This window comes from Halonatronomonas betaini (assembly GCF_015666175.1).
Classification (GTDB): Bacteria; Bacillota; Halanaerobiia; order Halanaerobiales; family Halarsenatibacteraceae; genus Halonatronomonas; species Halonatronomonas betaini.
The window spans coordinates 98,280-115,259 of the sequence record NZ_JADPIE010000008.1 but is presented as its reverse complement, the minus strand read 5'-3'; the positions used below and the strand labels follow the sequence as shown (position 1 = coordinate 115,259).

Annotated in this window: 17 protein-coding genes, 2 tRNA genes and 1 other RNA gene; 3 read left to right on the top strand and 17 right to left on the bottom strand. The window is 37.4% G+C overall.

All coding sequences use genetic code 11. From position 1 onward, the window contains the following. Window positions 1–151: 151 nt before the first annotated feature. Window positions 152–1,204 carry a protein-glutamate methylesterase/protein-glutamine glutaminase gene (locus I0Q91_RS12970; protein ID WP_270455050.1) on the top strand — a complete coding sequence of 351 codons (1,053 nt, stop codon included), beginning with the start codon at window positions 152–154 and terminating at the stop codon, window positions 1,202–1,204. A gap of 2 nt (window positions 1,205–1,206) precedes the next feature. Next, complete coding sequence (locus I0Q91_RS12965; RefSeq protein ID WP_270455049.1) at window positions 1,207–1,989, top strand: CheR family methyltransferase; 783 nt, start codon at window positions 1,207–1,209, stop codon at window positions 1,987–1,989. A gap of 47 nt (window positions 1,990–2,036) precedes the next feature. On the opposite strand, the gene I0Q91_RS12960 is transcribed toward I0Q91_RS12965, so the two are convergent. From I0Q91_RS12960 to guaB, 10 genes are all read right to left on the bottom strand, one after another. Beyond that, a complete protein-coding gene (locus I0Q91_RS12960) occupies window positions 2,037–2,693 on the bottom strand; it encodes a redox-sensing transcriptional repressor Rex (RefSeq protein WP_270455048.1) in 657 nt (218 codons plus the stop codon). Between the two features lie 118 nt (window positions 2,694–2,811). Beyond that, window positions 2,812–4,749 carry a methionine--tRNA ligase gene (gene metG, locus I0Q91_RS12955; protein WP_270455047.1) on the bottom strand — a complete coding sequence of 646 codons (1,938 nt, stop codon included), beginning with the start codon at window positions 4,747–4,749 and terminating at the stop codon, window positions 2,812–2,814. A gap of 18 nt (window positions 4,750–4,767) precedes the next feature. Next, window positions 4,768–5,628, bottom strand: a complete 861-nt coding sequence (gene rsmI, locus I0Q91_RS12950; protein ID WP_270455046.1) for a 16S rRNA (cytidine(1402)-2'-O)-methyltransferase — start codon at window positions 5,626–5,628, stop codon at window positions 4,768–4,770. Continuing rightward, window positions 5,625–5,966, bottom strand: coding sequence for an initiation control protein YabA (locus tag I0Q91_RS12945; RefSeq protein ID WP_270455045.1), 342 nt, complete (start codon window positions 5,964–5,966; stop codon window positions 5,625–5,627). Before I0Q91_RS12945 ends, rsmI begins: the two co-directional genes overlap by 4 nt. A 12-nt stretch (window positions 5,967–5,978) precedes the next feature. After that, complete coding sequence (locus I0Q91_RS12940) at window positions 5,979–6,788, bottom strand: PSP1 domain-containing protein (RefSeq protein WP_270455044.1); 810 nt, start codon at window positions 6,786–6,788, stop codon at window positions 5,979–5,981. Further along, a complete protein-coding gene (gene holB, locus I0Q91_RS12935) occupies window positions 6,748–7,776 on the bottom strand; it encodes a DNA polymerase III subunit delta' (protein ID WP_270455043.1) in 1,029 nt (342 codons plus the stop codon). The genes I0Q91_RS12940 and holB overlap by 41 nt, the downstream gene beginning before the upstream one ends. A gap of 11 nt (window positions 7,777–7,787) precedes the next feature. After that, window positions 7,788–8,138, bottom strand: coding sequence for a cyclic-di-AMP receptor (locus I0Q91_RS12930; protein ID WP_270455042.1), 351 nt, complete (start codon window positions 8,136–8,138; stop codon window positions 7,788–7,790). A gap of 1 nt (window position 8,139) precedes the next feature. Next, complete coding sequence (gene tmk / locus I0Q91_RS12925; protein ID WP_270455041.1) at window positions 8,140–8,763, bottom strand: dTMP kinase; 624 nt, start codon at window positions 8,761–8,763, stop codon at window positions 8,140–8,142. A 103-nt stretch (window positions 8,764–8,866) separates the two neighbouring features. Next, window positions 8,867–9,802 (bottom strand): thioredoxin-disulfide reductase, encoded by a 936-nt coding sequence (gene trxB / locus I0Q91_RS12920; RefSeq protein WP_270455040.1) that lies wholly within the window; start codon window positions 9,800–9,802, stop codon window positions 8,867–8,869. A gap of 101 nt (window positions 9,803–9,903) precedes the next feature. Beyond that, window positions 9,904–11,376, bottom strand: a complete 1,473-nt coding sequence (gene guaB / locus I0Q91_RS12915; protein WP_270455039.1) for an IMP dehydrogenase — start codon at window positions 11,374–11,376, stop codon at window positions 9,904–9,906. Window positions 11,377–11,578: 202 nt separating this feature from the next. Here guaB and I0Q91_RS12910 point away from each other — a divergent pair, with 202 nt between their 5' ends. Then, window positions 11,579–12,697: a DUF362 domain-containing protein gene (locus I0Q91_RS12910; protein WP_270455038.1), complete on the top strand. Its 1,119-nt coding sequence runs from the start codon at window positions 11,579–11,581 to the stop codon at window positions 12,695–12,697. Window positions 12,698–13,018: 321 nt separating this feature from the next. Here the strand turns inward: I0Q91_RS12910 and recR are convergent, their stop codons facing one another. From recR to tadA, 7 genes are all read right to left on the bottom strand, one after another. Beyond that, window positions 13,019–13,618: a recombination mediator RecR gene (gene recR, locus I0Q91_RS12905; RefSeq protein WP_270455036.1), complete on the bottom strand. Its 600-nt coding sequence runs from the start codon at window positions 13,616–13,618 to the stop codon at window positions 13,019–13,021. Then, window positions 13,619–13,927: a YbaB/EbfC family nucleoid-associated protein gene (locus I0Q91_RS12900; protein ID WP_270455033.1), complete on the bottom strand. Its 309-nt coding sequence runs from the start codon at window positions 13,925–13,927 to the stop codon at window positions 13,619–13,621. Then, window positions 13,881–15,791, bottom strand: coding sequence for a DNA polymerase III subunit gamma/tau (gene dnaX / locus I0Q91_RS12895; RefSeq protein WP_270455031.1), 1,911 nt, complete (start codon window positions 15,789–15,791; stop codon window positions 13,881–13,883). Before dnaX ends, I0Q91_RS12900 begins: the two co-directional genes overlap by 47 nt. 30 nt (window positions 15,792–15,821) lie before the next feature. Then, window positions 15,822–16,087: signal recognition particle sRNA large type (gene ffs / locus I0Q91_RS12890), an RNA gene on the bottom strand. A gap of 34 nt (window positions 16,088–16,121) precedes the next feature. Continuing rightward, window positions 16,122–16,213: transfer RNA gene (locus I0Q91_RS12885), tRNA-Ser, on the bottom strand. Between the two features lie 32 nt (window positions 16,214–16,245). Continuing rightward, window positions 16,246–16,339: transfer RNA gene (locus tag I0Q91_RS12880), tRNA-Ser, on the bottom strand. After that, on the bottom strand, window positions 16,326–16,793 hold the full coding sequence (gene tadA / locus I0Q91_RS12875) for a tRNA adenosine(34) deaminase TadA (protein WP_270455030.1): 468 nt from the start codon (window positions 16,791–16,793) through the stop codon (window positions 16,326–16,328). The genes I0Q91_RS12880 and tadA overlap by 14 nt, the downstream gene beginning before the upstream one ends. Window positions 16,794–16,980 lie beyond the last annotated feature (187 nt).

Below are 16,980 nucleotides of genomic sequence, written 5' to 3'. Positions count from 1 at the left end.
AATTGCTATATTTGTCATGCCAATATATCTCTAAAAATATTTTTTAAAAATCACTTGACTCTATATAGTTAGTCTCATAATTAATTGCAGGATTTTAACGTTTTTAAAAGAATAAATATATATAGGCCCTTTCATAGTCAGGAGGATTTATATGATAAAAGTAATGATTGTAGATGACTCTGCTTTCATGAGAAAGCTTTTCAAAGATTCTATAGAAAAAGATATCAAATTAAATGTTATAGAAACTGCACGGAATGGAAAAGATGCATTAAAGAAAATCAAGGATAATAAACCAGATGTAATAACTTTAGATATAGAAATGCCTATTAAAGATGGGCTTACCACTTTAAAGGAAATAAATAAGAATTACCCTGAAATCCCTGTAATAATGGTTAGTGCACTAGATAATCGTGATACAGTTATGAAAGCTCTTGAAATTGGGGCTTTTGACTTCATACCAAAACCATCAGGTTCTATCTCCCTTAATATAGATGATATCATAGATGAGCTTCAAGAGAAAATAAAAGTTTCAATAAATGCCGAAAATAATCAAAAAAATTCTTCTATAGCTGATTTCAAGCTTAAAAAATCAATCAAAAATAAAATAGAAAATACCAGCTTTACAGATACTAATTTCCCTATCATAGCTATCGGTTCATCATCAGGAGGACCTAAAGCTTTAAAAGATGTTTTAACTGCTTTTCCGAAAGACTTTCCTGGTGCTATAGCTATTGTTCAACATATGCCCGCAGGCTTTACAACTTCGCTTGCCAAGAGGCTTAATCAGCAATCTAATCTTCATGTCAAAGAAGCCAAACATGGTGATAAACTAAAACCTGGCCATGTTCTAATAGCTCCTGGAGATTATCATCTCAGTTTTAATTCAGAAGGAGAGGCTGAATTAGACCAAAGACCTAAAAATTGGGGAGTAAGACCCTGTGCAGATTACATGTTAAAATCCCTGGCCAACAATTATCAAAAAAGAATTATTGGAGTTATTTTAACCGGAATGGGGCACGATGGCGGCGAAGGTATGACCGATATTAAAAAGCATGGAGGCTATGGAATTGTAGAAGCAAAAAGCACTGCCCTTGTTTATGGTATGCCTGGTACAACAATCAAAGCCGGTGCTTATGATAAAATACTCCCTAGATATGAAATACCGGCCCATATTATTAAACTAATCGATAAGGAGATGAATTAACTTTGAATTTTGAAAGTTTTAAAGACGAAGCAGCTAACTTATTAAATATAAATTTTGACGGCTATAAATTAAAAAGAGTTCAGCGAAGAACTGATAGCCTCATGCGGAGACATAATATTGATGATTATGAAGATTGTATTAAAATGCTTAAAACTGACGATTCATTTAAAGATGCCTACTTAAACCATTTTACTATCAATACATCAGAGTTTTTCAGAAACCCAAAAAGTTTTAAGTATCTTGAAAATAAGGTCTTACCAGAGTTGATTAAGAAAAACAATGACAAAATAAAGATCTGGAGTGCACCATGCTCTAACGGCTCCGAACCCTATACAATTGCAATTATATTAAATGAATTAGGTTTAAATAATAGTGAATATGAAATTCTAGCCAGCGACCTTGATAAAGAAATCCTCAAGAAAGCTAAAAAAGCCTGCTATAATTCTAGTTCACTAAAAAATGTTCCAGATAGATTAATGGATAAATACTTTGAGCCTGTGCCAGATGAAAACGACCTTTTCCAGTTGTCTAAAAAAATTAAGAATGCAGTAAGATTTGAAAAAAAAGATTTAATAAACGAAAGATATTCATCAAACTGGGATTTAATTTTAAGTCGTAATTTCTTTATTTATTTAACTAAAGAACAAAAAGATATATTAACAGAAAAATTTACAGAAAACTTAAAAGATGAAGGCTATCTTTTTTTAGGAAATACTGAATTCATCTTTAATCCAGGAAAATTTAATTTAGACAAAATCAATCTCTCGTTTTATCAAAAAAAGTAAGATATATATATAATGCCAGCCTTTATATTTAGGCTGGCATTTATAATTTACTTACCTTCTTCCTCATCTCGCTTTTTCCAGCTTAAATGATATATTAAGCTCACAATTCCAATAGCAAGATCTTCATTTCTAACTGTCACATCTTCAGGTACATGTAAACGGGTTGGAGCAAAATTCCAAATAGCTTTAATTCCTGATTCTATCATTTCATCAGCAACTTCCTGAGCTGCATCAGTAGGTACTGTTATTATTCCTAATTTAGCATCATTTTCACTGACAATTTCGTCCATCTTTTTGATACTCTGGACTTCAACGCCGCCAATTTTATTACCGATCTTTGACAGATCAGCATCCATTACACCTACTAGCTTCATACCCATTTTCTCAAAACCTTTATAATCTACAAGAGCTCTGCCAAGATTTCCTGCCCCTACTAAAATTGTTGTCCAGACCTCATCTACTCCTAAAATTCTGCCTACTGATCTTTTGAGATCAAAAACATCATAACCTACTCCCCTGCGCCCAAATTCACCATAATAAGACAAGTCTTTCCTAACCTGGGTTGGAGGTATTCCTAATCTTCCTCCTAAGTCTTTTGAAGACACAACATCTACATCTTCAAAATTAGCTAATTTATCAAGGCATCTGTAATATAATGGTAACCTTTCTATCGTAGCCTTTGGAATTGATTCTCTATCTTTCATTCTCCTCACTCCTTAAAATGTATTTATATAGATTATTATTTCACAAGTTATGGTAAAAAACAAGGCCTAAATCGATATATTAGTAAATAAATCGATTTTAAGCCTATTTTTTTATGAATTAGCTTACAGGACTCCCTGCTTTTATTGGTTTAGCAGGACTGATTACTGTCAACTCCTCATTTTGATCATCTCTCGCAGCTAATAACATACCCTGAGATTTCACTCCAAATATCTTAGCCGGTTCTAAATTCGCCACCATCATGATCTGCTTATCAATTAAATCTTCCGGTTGGTAATAGTTCGCTATACCAGCCACTATCTGCCTTTTTTCAGTGCCTAAGTCTACCTGTAATTTTAATAATTTATTGCTATCTTCAATTTTTTCAGCTTCAATTATAGTCGCAATCCTTAAATCAATTTCCTGGAAATCATTAAAACTAATAAGCCCTTCTTCCACTATTTCTTCCTCCTGTTTTTCTTTAGCACCATTTAATTTTTCTTTTTCCTCATAATACTTTTCAAGATCAATTCTCGGGAATATCGGTTCCCCTTTAGCTATAGTTCTATTTGATGGCAGACCATTCCAATCTAAATCCTGCCAGCTGGCATCTTTAATTTCTTTTTGAATACCAAGCTGCTTACCTATCTCTGCAGGTGTATCTACTAAAAATGGCTTTAAAAGTATTCCAATTATCCTTAAAGATTCAAGTAAATTATAAAGTACTGTTCCCAGCTTTTCACGATTATTTTCATCTCTGGCCAAAACCCAAGGCTCAGTCTGATCAATATATTTATTAGCCCTTCTAACAAATTGCCAGATCTCTTCTAAAGCTTTTGTATACCTGAGTTCTTCTATTTCATCTGCAGCTTTTTCCACAGTTATAGCTGCAAGTTCCTTTAAGCTGCTATCAAATTCTGTTTCTGCAGCTGGTTCAGGAATTTCACCTGAAAAATATTTTTCAACCATTGATAACGATCTGTGAAGAAGATTCCCTAAATCATTGGCTAAATCTGAATTAATTCTCTGGATTAAAGCCTCAGTTGAATAGGTTCCATCAGCACCAAAAGAAACTTCCCGCAAAAGATAATACCTGATTGCATCTCTGCCAAAATCATTAATCAACTCGATAGGGTCAACAACATTACCTCTTGACTTGGACATCTTTCCAGTATCACTCAACAACCAGCCATGACCAAAGACCTGATCTGGCAAGGGTAAATCTAGAGCCATTAATATTATTGGCCAGATAATTGTATGGAATCTTAAAATATCTTTACCGACTATATGAATATCAGCTGGCCAGTATTTATTAAACTTAGACTCGTCTCTATTATAGCCCATTGCAGTTATATAATTACTTAGTGCATCTATCCAGACATAAATCACATGATCAGAATCAACTGGAACCTCAATCCCCCAGTCAAAAGTTGTTCTGGAAACACTCAAATCATCAAGTCCGCTTTCAATAAAACTAATCATTTCATTCCGCCTGGATTCAGGCTGTATAAATTTCGGATTATCTTTAATATGTTTAAGCAACCTATCAGCATACTTGCTCATTTTAAAGAAATAACTTTCTTCTTCAACCCATTCCAGAGGTCGATTACAATCAGGACAGACCTTTTCATCCCCCTCTAATTGACGATCAAGCCAGAAGGTTTCACAGGGAGTACAATACCAACCTTCATATTTTCCTAAATAGATATCCTCCTGTTCATAAAGCTGCTTAAAAATCTCCTGAACGACTTCTTCATGATTATTATCTGTAGTTCTAATAAATTGATCATAATCAATTCCTAATCTATCCCAGAGATCTATAAAAGTGGCAACAATCTCATCAACATAATTTTGAGGCTCCTTGCCAGCTTCATCTGCTTTTCTCTCAATCTTCTGCCCATGCTCATCAGACCCTGTTAAAAACATGGTGTCATAACCTCTTAAATCTTTATACCTTGCAATTGCATCTGCAGCAACTGTTGTATAAGCATGACCAATATGTAAACGATCACTTGGATAATAAATTGGTGTAGTCACATAAAAAGTTTTTTCAGCCATAAGTTTCCCCTCTCTCTACTAATTTCCATCTCTAAATTCAGGCCTTGCATCTATTGCAATAGCTTCCTTATAAACCTCACTTTTAGGAAGCCCTCTTATTTTAGATACTTCTTTAATTGCTTTTTTCTTAGTATAACCATTTTCAATTAATAATTCAAGGTGTTCCAGTATTGAAAGATCAGTTAGCTTCTCTTTTTCAGATAATGATTGATTTCCTGAGATAACTATTACAATTTCGCCTTTTATCTCTCTGTCAAAGATCTTTTCTTTAATCTCTGCTGCCGTTCCATAAATCTTTTCTTCATGAATTTTACTAATCTCTCTAATTAGAGCAATTTCTCTATCAGCCATGATATCAGCCAGGTCAGCTATAGTATCCTGAGTGCGATAAGGAGATTCATAAATAATTGTTGTCCTCTCATCTAATTTTATACTGGCAAGCCTATCTTTTCTCTCCTGACCTTTTCTAGGAAGAAAACCTTCAAAAACAAATCTACCTGTGGCAAAGCCAGAGGCTACTAAAGCAGGAATAGCAGCTGATGGCCCAGGTAATGGGATAACCTCAACACCTTCATTTACAACTGCTTTAATTAATATCTCGCCAGGGTCAGATAGCCCTGGCATACCTGCATCACTTACTAAAGCAATATCCTGATTCATTTTCAGTTTACCAATAATTTCTTCAGTTCGCATTTTTTCATTATGCTCATGATAACTGATTAAATCATTATCTATTTCAAAATGTTTAAGGAGCCTGCCAGTTCTTCTTGTATCCTCACAGGCAATTAAATCAACCTCTTTTAAAGTCCTGATTGTCCTATAAGTTATATCTTCTAGATTTCCTATTGGCGTCGGGCAGATATATAATTTTCCTCTCATATCGCTCTGCCCTCCTCCATCTGGTTCTCTAAAAGCTGAAGACAGAATAAACAGTCTCCATGACGTTTTTCTCCAAAACTCAAATGGCAGATATGGTAATTTTCCTGATATAAATGGGCTAAATTACTATATGCTCTCTGGGTGGGGGTTATATCCTCTTCATCAGATTTATCATTCTGTTCAAAAAGTAACCTCTTTAAGTCGTTATTCTCTTTTTCCAGCTCTTCATTCTCTTTATACAATTTATAAGTTATATCTTTAAGTTTTTGAAATTTTTGAGAAAGTTCTTCAATCTCTTCCTGAAAGTAAGCCAGGGTGCTTAAAATTTCCTCATCCATCATATAAACCCCCTATTTATCTAAATCATAATCTTCAAGATCATCAACATTAACAACTATCGATTCACCATCTATAGACACTTTAACTGTCTTCTTAATCAAATTCCTGTCAACAACCTTACCCTTTGTGCCGGTCTCCAGTTCAACTTTCTCTCCATATGAAGGCATTTCTTTTTTCATTTTCCTATATGAATCAGATTCATACCTGAGGCAGCACATAAGTCGACCACAGAGCCCTGAAATTTTCGATGGATTTAAAGATAAATCCTGCTTTTTAGCCATCTTTATTGAGATAGGTTTAAATTCTCTAAGCCATCTTGTGCAGCAGGTAGGCATCCCACAGGGTCCTAAACCTCCTAAATGCTTGGCCTCATCTCTAACCCCAATCTGTCTAAGCTCTATCCTTGTTTTGAAGACCCTGGCTAAATCCTTAACCAGCTCTCTAAAATCAACTCGACCATCAGCAGTAAAATAAAAGATAATTTTATTATGATCAAATGTATATTCAACATCAACCAGCTTCATTGGTAAGCCATGGTTTTCAATTTTATCAAGACATATTTTAAAAGCCTCTCGTTCCAATTCTTTATTTTCATCATACTTAACCTTATCTTCAATTGTCGCCTCTCTAATAACCGGTTTTAATGGAGATACCAGTTCTTCTTCTTCAACTTTTTTAGGAATAGCAACTACCATTCCAAACTCTATTCCCCTTGAAGTTTCAACTATAACATAATCATTTTTCTCTAATTCAAAGTCCTTCGGATCAAAATAATATATTTTACCTGCCGGACGAAATGTTACTCCTACAACTTTCTTCATATTTACACCTCTTAATTCGCAACTTTAATAATAAATATTGGAGAGCCAATTCAATTTTCACATTTGCATTTATACTGGCAGTAACTTCTCGAATAAGTTCTAATTCTTTAATAAGTTCTGCCTTTGAACATTTCTCACGTAAAGTCTTTATAGAATCTATATAATCCTGATTATTAATCTGATCTGTTTTTACATCTCTAACTATTATTATATCTCTATACCAGTCTATAAGCAAATCAAATAGAGGTAAACCCTCCTCATACCATTCTTTCCACTTATCAACTTCTCTAAAAACTTCAACTCTCGATTTATTTGCTAAACCAACTAAAAACTGAAAAACCTGATTTCTTTTTTGAAAAATTTCTCTATTATCTATAATCTTTTCTGCCTGGACTAAACTTCCTTTGGCCAGCCGGACCATAAGATTCAGATTTTCACCTTTTATACCCTGCTGTTTAAAATAGCTTACTAAAATTTCATCTGATAAATATTCAAACCTGACCTGCTGGCAACGGGAGAGAATAGTTGGTAAAACTTTACTCTCATCCTCTGCAATTAAGATAAGCGTTGCATAATCTGGAGGTTCTTCTAAAGTTTTCAAAAGCGAGTTAGCTGCCTGTTCAGTCATCTTATCTGCACCTGCAATTATAAAGAACCGGTGCTGAGCTTCATAAGGTCTATAAGCTATCCGCTTTTGCAGCTCACGAATAAGGTCAATCCCGATCTGATCTTTATTATCTTCAGCTTCCAGTAAATCAAAATCTGGATGATTAGAATGCTTAACTTTAATACACTGGCTGCATTCTTCGCAACTATCTTCAGTCATATTTTTACAGAAATAAGTTTTGGCCAGGGTTTTAGCAAGTTCTTTCTGACCAACTCCCTCTGGCCCTAAAAATAAATAGGCATGACTTAAACGCTGGTTATTAAGTTGATTTTTTATTAATTTTTTCGCCTTCTCCTGATCTGGTATATCAGCAAATGCCATCAATTTCACCTCTAAATTTTATAGAACTGCTCTACATCTATAACAAAAACTGTTGCCCCACCAACCTCTACATGCATTGGAAATGAATAATGATCCTCTAAAGTATTGGCTACAGGCGACATCGAGGGAACAGTTTTATCTCTATGCTCGCAATTTTCTTTTAAGACTTCAATTAACTCATCTAAATACTTAGCCTCTGTACCGATCAAAAATGTTGTATTGCCCTCTCTTAAAAACCCGCCACTACTACTGAGTTTAGTCGTCTGAAAACGGGCTTTATTTAAATTTCTCTGTAAACTATCAGCATCACTATCATTGACAATCGCAATAACCATCTTCATCTTTGGAGATTCTTCAGTCATCTTATATCATCTCCTCAATTACCTGCAGAATATCAACCTTAACTTCTTTAATTGATCTATTAGCATCTATAACTCTAAACCGCTCTGATTCTTCAGCAAGTTTTAAATAGCCATCTCTAATCTGTTGATAAAATTTAAGTTCTTCCCGTTCCAGTCTATCCCCTAATTTATCAACTGTCTGAGCCCTGGCTCTGGCCAGACCAACTTCCACTGGCAGATCTAAAAAGAAAGTTAAATCTGGTTTCAGATAATCAACAGCCCAGAGATTAATCTTTTTTACTATTTCTATATCCAGCCCCCGCCCATAGCCCTGATAGGCAAGATTAGAATCAAAATATCTATCTGAAATTACAATCTTACCAGCTTTTAATGCAGGTTTTACAACCTCTTCAACATGCTGGGCCCTATCAGCAGCAAATAAGAGTATCTCTGCCCTGGGAGTCATCTCGCTCCATTCCGGATCTAATAAAAGCTCCCTGATTCTTTTTCCAAGCCTTGTGGCACCAGGTTCCCTGGTTAAAAGAACATCAAAACCTTTATCCCTTAATTCATCAACAATATATTTCTGCTGGGTGGTTTTGCCTGAACCTTCAAGACCTTCAAGTGTGATAAATAATCCTGACATCGATTAATGAACCCCTCTCAAAAACAAGTTATTAAGTTAATGATACCACAATAATAAAAACAAAAAAAGGGTGCCCACTGGCACCCTGAAAAATCCTGGCTTTTTATTCGTTTAGATATGCATCTAACTCCATAGCTGCTTTAGCACCGCTGGCTGCAGCAGTTATAACCTGTTGATACCTCTGATCCTGAATATCCCCGGCTGCATAAACACCTGGTAAGTTAGTCTCCTGTTTATCATTTGTAATGATATATCCGGCATCATTTAATTTTAATTTCTCTTTAAATAAACTATTATTTGGAATATAACCTATTGCAATAAAGATTCCATCAACATCATCTAGAACATCTGTCTTGCCTTTTTTCTTATCAAAAATTCTAATGCCAGAAAGACCATTTTTATCCTCTAATAATTCTTCAACCTCATTGCTACATAAACAGACTATATCAGGATTCTCTCTAACTCTCCTGGATAAAATTTCAGAGCCTCTAAACTCATCTCTTCTATGAATTAAATAAACCTTGCTGGCAAATCTTGTTAAGAAATCAGCCTCTTCTAGTGCAACATCACCGCCGCCTACAACAGCAACAACCTTATCTCTATAAAGAGCCCCATCACAGGTAGCACAATAGGAGACTCCATTACCAGTCAATTTATTTTCATTAGGCAGGCCAAGCTGTCTTGGCTTAGCGCCTGTTGCTATAATAATCGTTTTAGCATAATAGGATTCTAAAGTTGTATCAACCCTGTAAGGTCTTTCAGAAAAATCAACCTCTTCAACAATATCAAAATCAAGTTCAACCTCAAACCTGCTTGCCTGCTCAATCATCTTCTGACCAAAATCAGGTCCGGATAACCCCTCTGGAAAACCTGGAAAATTATCCAGGGTGCTACTATTTATAATCTGGCCACCAGGCTGTTCTCCTCCAATAACAACAGGCTTATGGCCTGATCTACCAGAATAAATCGCAGCAGTTAAACCAGCTGGTCCGGCTCCAATAATCACAACTTCTTTCAAATTCTTTTCTGTCTCTTCCACTAAAGATAACCCCCTCAAGCTATATACATTGGAATATTTTTATTACACTATATTATAGCTTAACTCTAGAGTTTATTATTTACAGTTAAATAGAATACAATCTAATCGACACTGTAATTAGGAGCCTCTTTTGTAATGCTTATATCATGTGGATGGCTCTCTTTTAAACCAGCCGATGTAATCTTGATAAATTTGCCTTCTCGCTTTAATGTATCTATATCTTTAGTACCACAATAGCCCATACCTGAACGGAGTCCACCAGCTAACTGATAGAGCGTATCTGATAGAGGTCCTTTAAATGGTACCCTGCCCTCAATTCCTTCTGGAACCAACTTGTCGGCCTCAGCCTCAGCCTGGAAATACCTATCCTTACTGCCCTTTTTCATGGCCTCCATTGAACCCATACCACGATAAACCTTGAAACTACGGCCTTTATAAATTTCTTTCTGCCCCGGGCTCTCCTCTGTTCCAGCCAGAATACTTCCGACCATGACAGCATCTGCGCCAGCTGCAATAGCCTTAACAATATCACCAGAATACTTGATACCGCCATCAGCTATTATCGTCTTATCATATTTATGGGCAATGCTGGCAGCATTCATTACAGCTGAAATCTGAGGAACACCGACACCGGCAACGACCCTGGTTGTACAGATAGAGCCTGGCCCGATACCAACCTTAACAATATCAGCACCGGCAGCAAATAAAGCCTCAGTAGCTTCAGAAGTTGCCACATTACCTGCCATTAGATCGACCTCAGGGTAATTGCTCTTTACCCGCTTTACCATCTCTATTACTCCAGAGGAATGGCCATGGGCAGTATCAATTACAATTAGATCAACCTCTGCCTCAATCAACTTTTCAACCCGGGCAAATTCAGAATCGCCAACCCCAACTGCAGCACCAACCTGGAGTCTGCCATTCTTATCCTTAGTTGCATCAGGATACTTTTTGGCCTTTTCAATATCCTTTATCGTAATCAGACCCATCAAGACATTATCATCGTCTACCAGTGGCAGTTTTTCAATCTTATGCTCCTGCAATAACTTTTTGGCTTTCTCTAAGGTTGTATCTACAGGACCGGTTACCAAATCATCCGAAGTCATAACCTCTGAAATTGGCCGATCATAATTCTCAATAAACCTCAAATCCCGATTGGTTAAAATACCAACCAGTTTTCTATCTTCATCTACAATTGGAACCCCTGAAATTCTAAACCGTGACATCAAACTTTCTGCCTCTCTAATCAGATCATCTGGCCCTAAATAAAAGGGATCAATAATAACTCCACTTTCTGAACGTTTTACCCGATCGATCTCTGCAGCCTGCTCATCAGGGCCCATATTCTTATGAACTATTCCTAATCCGCCTTCCCTGGCCATGGCAATTGCCATATCAGAATTAGTAACTGTATCCATGGCAGCACTTAAAATCGGCACCTTTAAACTAATATTATCAGTCAGATCTGAATCAGTAGAAACAGAAGCAGGAACGACCTCTGAATAAGAAGGAACCAGAAGAATATCATCAAAAGTTAAGGCTTCTCCAAGAATTTTTTCCTCTCTTGAGTACATTAATTAAACCTCCTAAAAGTTTTTGCCTTTAAAAATTTGTTCTAGCCGTAACATAATATTTGATCTAGTTTAACAGATTTTCTAGCAACTGTCAAGATAACCGACGATTATGATAGACAAATGGAGGAGTTTCTTAACTTATATAGAAGTAAAGAAAAAGCAGAAAGTAATTATTAAAAACACAGGAGGTATCTATAATATTATGAGTTCAAAAGTATTTTATGCATCAACTAGAGCGAGTCAGAAAAACCAGAGTATGATCGAAAAACTATATAGATTATTTAAACGTGCAGGTTTTGATAGCCTAATTGAAGAAGATGACTTAATCGGAATCAAACAGCATTTTGGAGAGATTGGAAATACAGCCTTTATCAGGCCTATCTATACCAGAAGAATTGTCGAGGCCATTAAAGAAGCCGGCGGCAAGCCTTTTCTAACTGATGCCAATACCCTTTATGTTGGCGAAAGGGCCAATAGTGTCGATCACTTACATACTGCCCATAAAAATGGTTTTGGCTACAGTACAGTTGGAGCACCATTAATTATAGCAGATGGGATCACTGGCAAGTCATATCTTGAAATTGAAGTTGGACTAAAACATTTTGATTATGTTAAAATTGGCAGTGAAATCTGCAATTCCGATGGAATGATCAGTCTGGCCCATTTTAAAGGCCATCAATTGACAGGCTTTGGTGGAACCTTCAAAAATATCGGAATGGGTCTAGGAAGCCGGAGTGGCAAGCAGATGATGCATTCAACTGTAAAGCCTTCAATCACAGAAGAACACTGTATCAAATGCAAAGAATGCGTTCTCTACTGTCCAGAGGATGCCATTGAAATTAATGATGATAAAAGTTTCATAATAGAAGAAAAATGTATCGGCTGTGGCGAATGTGTTGTCACCTGCCCGACTGATGCCATCTCAATCGAATGGGAAGGTGGCAGCATGGAAGTCCAGGAGCGCCAGGTCGAATTTACAGCTGGAGTCCTTAAATCAATAGATAATAAAGCCGGCTATGTCAACTTTGTCAATAATGTCACCCCTGACTGTGACTGTTCCCCCTGGAGTGATCAACCATTAATCAGAGACCAGGGTATCCTGGCCAGTAAAGACCCTGTTGCCTTAGAACAGGCCTCTCTAGACCTTACAGTTAAAGCAGAGGCTCTTTCTGGAACAGCCTTACCTGAAGATGCAGGGACTGCTATAGGAGAAAACAAATTCAAATTAATCCATACTTCAACTGATGGTGGTGTCAGGCAGATCGAATATGCTGAAGAATTAGGCCTGGGTAACAGAGATTATAAGTTAATTAAAATATAATAAGCAAATAAAAAATCTCGGCTAAATTAAAACTTAGCCGAGATTTCTATTTTTCACTTGATTAATTCTACTTTTCTATTAAATAACTCCAATTCATATCCAGTTCTGCTCCGGGATTCCTCCGGGAATGCTGCGGGATTGCTCCGGGTCTGCTCCGGGGCAGCTCCAGTCCAACACCAGCACCGATCAATCTATACTGTCTTAAAAATATTGTATATTCCAACTCAATTATAGCTTTTACGCTTTACCAGATAAATAAATAGATTTTATGCATCAAAAATAAAATCCCTATTCTGAGATAAACCAGAATAGGGTCAAATTTTATTGGATCTCCTGGCGCCCGGCCAGAGACCTGGAAAGGGTTACTTCATCAGCATATTCAAGATCTCCACCGGCAGGTAACCCCTGGGCAAGCCTTGACAATTTAACATCTAAATCTGCCAACTTTTTCTGCAAATACAAAGCAGTTGCATCTCCCTCAGCGCTGGGATCTGTTGCAATAATAACCTCTTTAGTATTAAATTTTCTAATTCTTTCTTCTAAATTTTCAAGAGACAACTCTTCAGGCCCAATATCATCCAGAGGAGAAATCAGACCATGAAGCACATGATAGACCCCTCTAAATTCACCAGTTTTTTCCATGGCGATAACATCTCCAGGGCTCTCAACAATACAGATTATATCCGTATTCCTGTCCTCCTGACAGATCGAACAGAGCTCTTCAGATGTTAGATTATGGCATTCCTGGCAGAACTGAATATCCCTTTTGATTGAAGTAATCGCCTGGGCTAATTCATCTAGATCAACCTGCTGCCTCTCTAAAAGATGAAAACTAAGCCTGGTGGCTGTTCTGGAGCCAATTCCAGGCAGTTTTTCTAACTCGGCCTTAAGCCGATTGAATGCTCTCGGGTAGCGGTACATTTAAAACATCCCCGGCAGATTCATTCCTCCGGTAAGATCGCCCATCTCATCATTAATCATATCCTGGACATCTCTCATACCTTCATTAATAGCTGCTAGAACTAAATCTTCAAGCATTTCAACATCATCAGGATCAACTGCATCCGGGTCTATCTCTAGATCCAGCACCTGAAATTTACCGTTAACAACTACTTTTACAACGCCACCACCGGCAGTTGCTTCAACAGTTCTCTCCTTAAGTTCTTCCTGCATTTTCTCCATTTTAGCCTGCATCTGTTGTGCCTGTTTCATCATTTTCTTCATGTTCATTTTTATTACCTCCTTTAAAATTAGAAATCATCTCATCTGAAACTTTAATAATTCTTCCTCCAAAGACTTTTTGGGCTTCCTTTAATAGAGGAAATTCTCCCTGTGAACTTCTATTTGAGCTATTTTGCGAAGAACTTTCCCCTTTACTAAAATTTCCAGAGCCACCTTCTCTATTATCATTAATATTCTTTTCGCCCTCTATCTCCAGCTGAACAGTTAAATTTTCACTGGCCAACTGATTAACAACTCGCTCTATAAGAGCAGATTGCTTGGCAGCCTGTTGATAATGGAACTGTTTATCTTTAGAAAAAATGAATTTAAGCTTATCGCCTTTTCTAATCGGCAACTGGCTCTCCTTAACCATGGCATGAGTTCTAATATCCTCATTTCGGATATCATTTAAGATCTTCTGCCAGGTTTTTTCTGGAATTGGCCTGCTTTCAGTATTTTTAGAACTCTGAGCAACTTTTTTACCCCTGGAATCTGAACTTTCAGCCTGTCTTATACTATCTATTTTATCAGATTTTTCAAATCTTTGTTCAGAAACAGAGTCCTTTTGAGTATTCTGTGCTATTTTATCAACAGATTTATCTTTAGTTTCAGGCTCCACTGAAGATTTGGATCCCCCTGAGGATTTAGTTTCCACTGATTTTTTCTCAGCTTCTACTAAAACTTCCTCCTCTGGAGCAAAAGAGATACCCTGACCGCTTTCAATTGCAGCCAATTTATCCTCAATTTCAGTTAATCGTCTGGCCAGACCGGCCCTGCTTTCATCAGCTGCCGGATCAGTCAACCTGACCAGAGTTAGCTCCAGTAAGATATCAGGCCTTTCAGCATAACGGAGCTGACCATCAAGTTCAGTCAACTTAGAAACTATATAATTGATTTCATCTGCTGAAAAGAGCTTGCTATCATTTTCCAGTAAGTTCTTTCTCCCGGAATCCAGCCCTCTATAAGCCAGTTTAGGACTATCATTGGCAATCAACATTAACTGCCGACAATAATCTATTAAATCTGAAACAATTCTGCCAACTGTTCTCCCAGCCGATTGTAGCTGGCCTGAGAGCTCAATAGCTCCAGCAGTATCATTTTCAGCCAGATAATTAACAAACCTTGAAAGTGTCTTAACTTTAACCCGGCCTAACATCTCTTCTATCTGTTCTAAAGAAATATCCTTGCCAGAATAAGAGATAGCCTGATCTAAAAGACTGATAGCGTCTCGCATACCGCCACTGGAACTGTAGGCAATTAGGTTTAAAGCCTCTCTTTCATACTGAATATTCTCTTCCTGACAGATATATTCAAGACGACTGGCAATCTCCTGCTGGGTTAATAGTGAAAAATCAAAGCGCTGACACCGGGATAAAATTGTCGGAATAACTTTATGGGGCTCAGTTGTAGCCAGAATAAAGATAACCTTATCTGGCGGTTCCTCTAAAGTTTTTAAGAGAGCATTAAAGGCCTGATTGGTCAGCATATGAACCTCATCAATAATATAAATTTTATACCGGCCTTCACCTGGATAAAATTTAACTTTCTCCCTTAACTCTCTAATAGCCTCAATTCCACGATTAGAAGCAGCATCAATTTCAATTAAATCCATAGATTGATCATTATCAATCCTTTTACAGTTCTCACATTGACCACAGGGTTCAATTCGTTCTTCTTCAAGACAGTTTAACGCACGGGCATAAACCTTAGCAGTAGAAGTCTTTCCAGTCCCTCTAGGTCCGGCAAATAAATAGGCATGAGAAATTCGCTCAAACTCTATTGAATTCTTTAGAGTCTGAACGACCTGCTCCTGTCCAACTAAATCTGAAAAGTTTTTAGGACGATATTTTCGATAAAGCGAGAGAAAAGCCATTTTTATCCTCCCTGTTTTAAAAAAAATTGGCCGTACACCGGCTTCGAACATCTCCTCCAAGGCGTTACCCTGACAGTTAGCTCGAACCAGGTACCCTCACGGCACATGAAGACATTTGCTTACCGCTGCTTCCTCCCGGACCTGACGGGGTTCGCAAAGCTTCATTGCGTGAGACCCAATTGTCAACACCACTTATCAGGGCCAGACCCCCAAAGGAGAAGCCCTCAGCACGGCCTTCGATCCTGCTATAGCGGCTTGCAGGTTACAGGGCACCGCTACCACCCCATCTAGTACGGCCAAACTTTATAAGCAAAATTGCAAAATATATAATGGCGGAGAGGGAGGGATTCGAACCCTCGGTAGACGTGAGCCTACACTCGCTTTCCAGGCGAGCCCCTTAAGCCAGACTCGGACACCTCTCCGTCTATGACTTAATTAATGGATTATTCTCTTATGGCGGAAGGAGAGGGATTCGAACCCTCGAGGCACTATTAAGTGCCTACTCGATTTCGAGTCGAGCGGTTTCAGCCAGACTCACCCATCCTTCCCCAATCGTAATTGGCGGAAAAAATCTTTTAAAAGCTGACTGGACTCTTCGGCTCTAACACCTGTAACCAGTTCAACCTGATGGTTAAATCTATTATCTTCAAGCAGATTATATAATGCTCCTGCAGCCCCAGCTTTAGGATCTGTAGCTCCATAAACAACTTTCTTTAATCTTGCCTGAAGAATTGCCCCTGCACACATCGGACAGGGTTCTAATGTAACATATAAATCAGCCTCTTCTAATCGCCAGGAACCAATCTCTTTAGCGGCAGCCCTGATTGCTATCATTTCAGCATGGCTGGTCGGATCCTGACTTGCCTCCCGTAGATTATGGCCTCTGCCGATAATCTGGCCTGAGTTAACCACCACAGCACCAACTGGAACTTCCAGCTTAGCAGCTGCTTTTCTGGCCTCTTCAAGGGCAATATCCATATAATAATTATCTGGCTGATTCATTTTATAACATCCTAAACTTATTTCTTTCTTAAGACGCAATAAACATTATATCATCAAGTGGGCAATCCTGCAAGTGTTTTTTTAAAAATATATAATGAATAAAATTAACTGCTAAAATACCTTGTAAAATGTTTAGCATATATGTTAACATTATTAAGGATTGTGAAAAGTCCAATTTTTTTATACT

Excerpts from the sequence above, each read along its gene's own strand:
- I0Q91_RS12960 (WP_270455048.1), bottom strand. The coding sequence starts at position 2,693 with ATGAAAGATAGAGAATCAATTCCAAAGGCTACGATAGAAAGGTTACCA.
- I0Q91_RS12970 (WP_270455050.1), top strand. The coding sequence starts at position 152 with ATGATAAAAGTAATGATTGTAGATGACTCTGCTTTCATGAGAAAGCTT.
- holB (WP_270455043.1), bottom strand. The coding sequence starts at position 7,776 with ATGGCATTTGCTGATATACCAGATCAGGAGAAGGCGAAAAAATTAATA.
- rsmI (WP_270455046.1), bottom strand. The coding sequence starts at position 5,628 with ATGAGAGGAAAATTATATATCTGCCCGACGCCAATAGGAAATCTAGAA.
- I0Q91_RS12900 (WP_270455033.1), bottom strand. The coding sequence starts at position 13,927 with ATGAACATGAAGAAAATGATGAAACAGGCACAACAGATGCAGGCTAAA.
- guaB (WP_270455039.1), bottom strand. The coding sequence starts at position 11,376 with ATGTACTCAAGAGAGGAAAAAATTCTTGGAGAAGCCTTAACTTTTGAT.
- I0Q91_RS12930 (WP_270455042.1), bottom strand. The coding sequence starts at position 8,138 with ATGACTGAAGAATCTCCAAAGATGAAGATGGTTATTGCGATTGTCAAT.
- recR (WP_270455036.1), bottom strand. The coding sequence starts at position 13,618 with ATGTACCGCTACCCGAGAGCATTCAATCGGCTTAAGGCCGAGTTAGAA.
- dnaX (WP_270455031.1), bottom strand. The coding sequence starts at position 15,791 with ATGGCTTTTCTCTCGCTTTATCGAAAATATCGTCCTAAAAACTTTTCA.
- metG (WP_270455047.1), bottom strand. The coding sequence starts at position 4,749 with ATGGCTGAAAAAACTTTTTATGTGACTACACCAATTTATTATCCAAGT.
- I0Q91_RS12945 (WP_270455045.1), bottom strand. The coding sequence starts at position 5,966 with ATGGATGAGGAAATTTTAAGCACCCTGGCTTACTTTCAGGAAGAGATT.
- I0Q91_RS12940 (WP_270455044.1), bottom strand. The coding sequence starts at position 6,788 with ATGAAGAAAGTTGTAGGAGTAACATTTCGTCCGGCAGGTAAAATATAT.
- tadA (WP_270455030.1), bottom strand. The coding sequence starts at position 16,793 with ATGAATCAGCCAGATAATTATTATATGGATATTGCCCTTGAAGAGGCC.
- I0Q91_RS12910 (WP_270455038.1), top strand. The coding sequence starts at position 11,579 with ATGAGTTCAAAAGTATTTTATGCATCAACTAGAGCGAGTCAGAAAAAC.
- tmk (WP_270455041.1), bottom strand. The coding sequence starts at position 8,763 with ATGTCAGGATTATTTATCACACTTGAAGGTCTTGAAGGTTCAGGCAAA.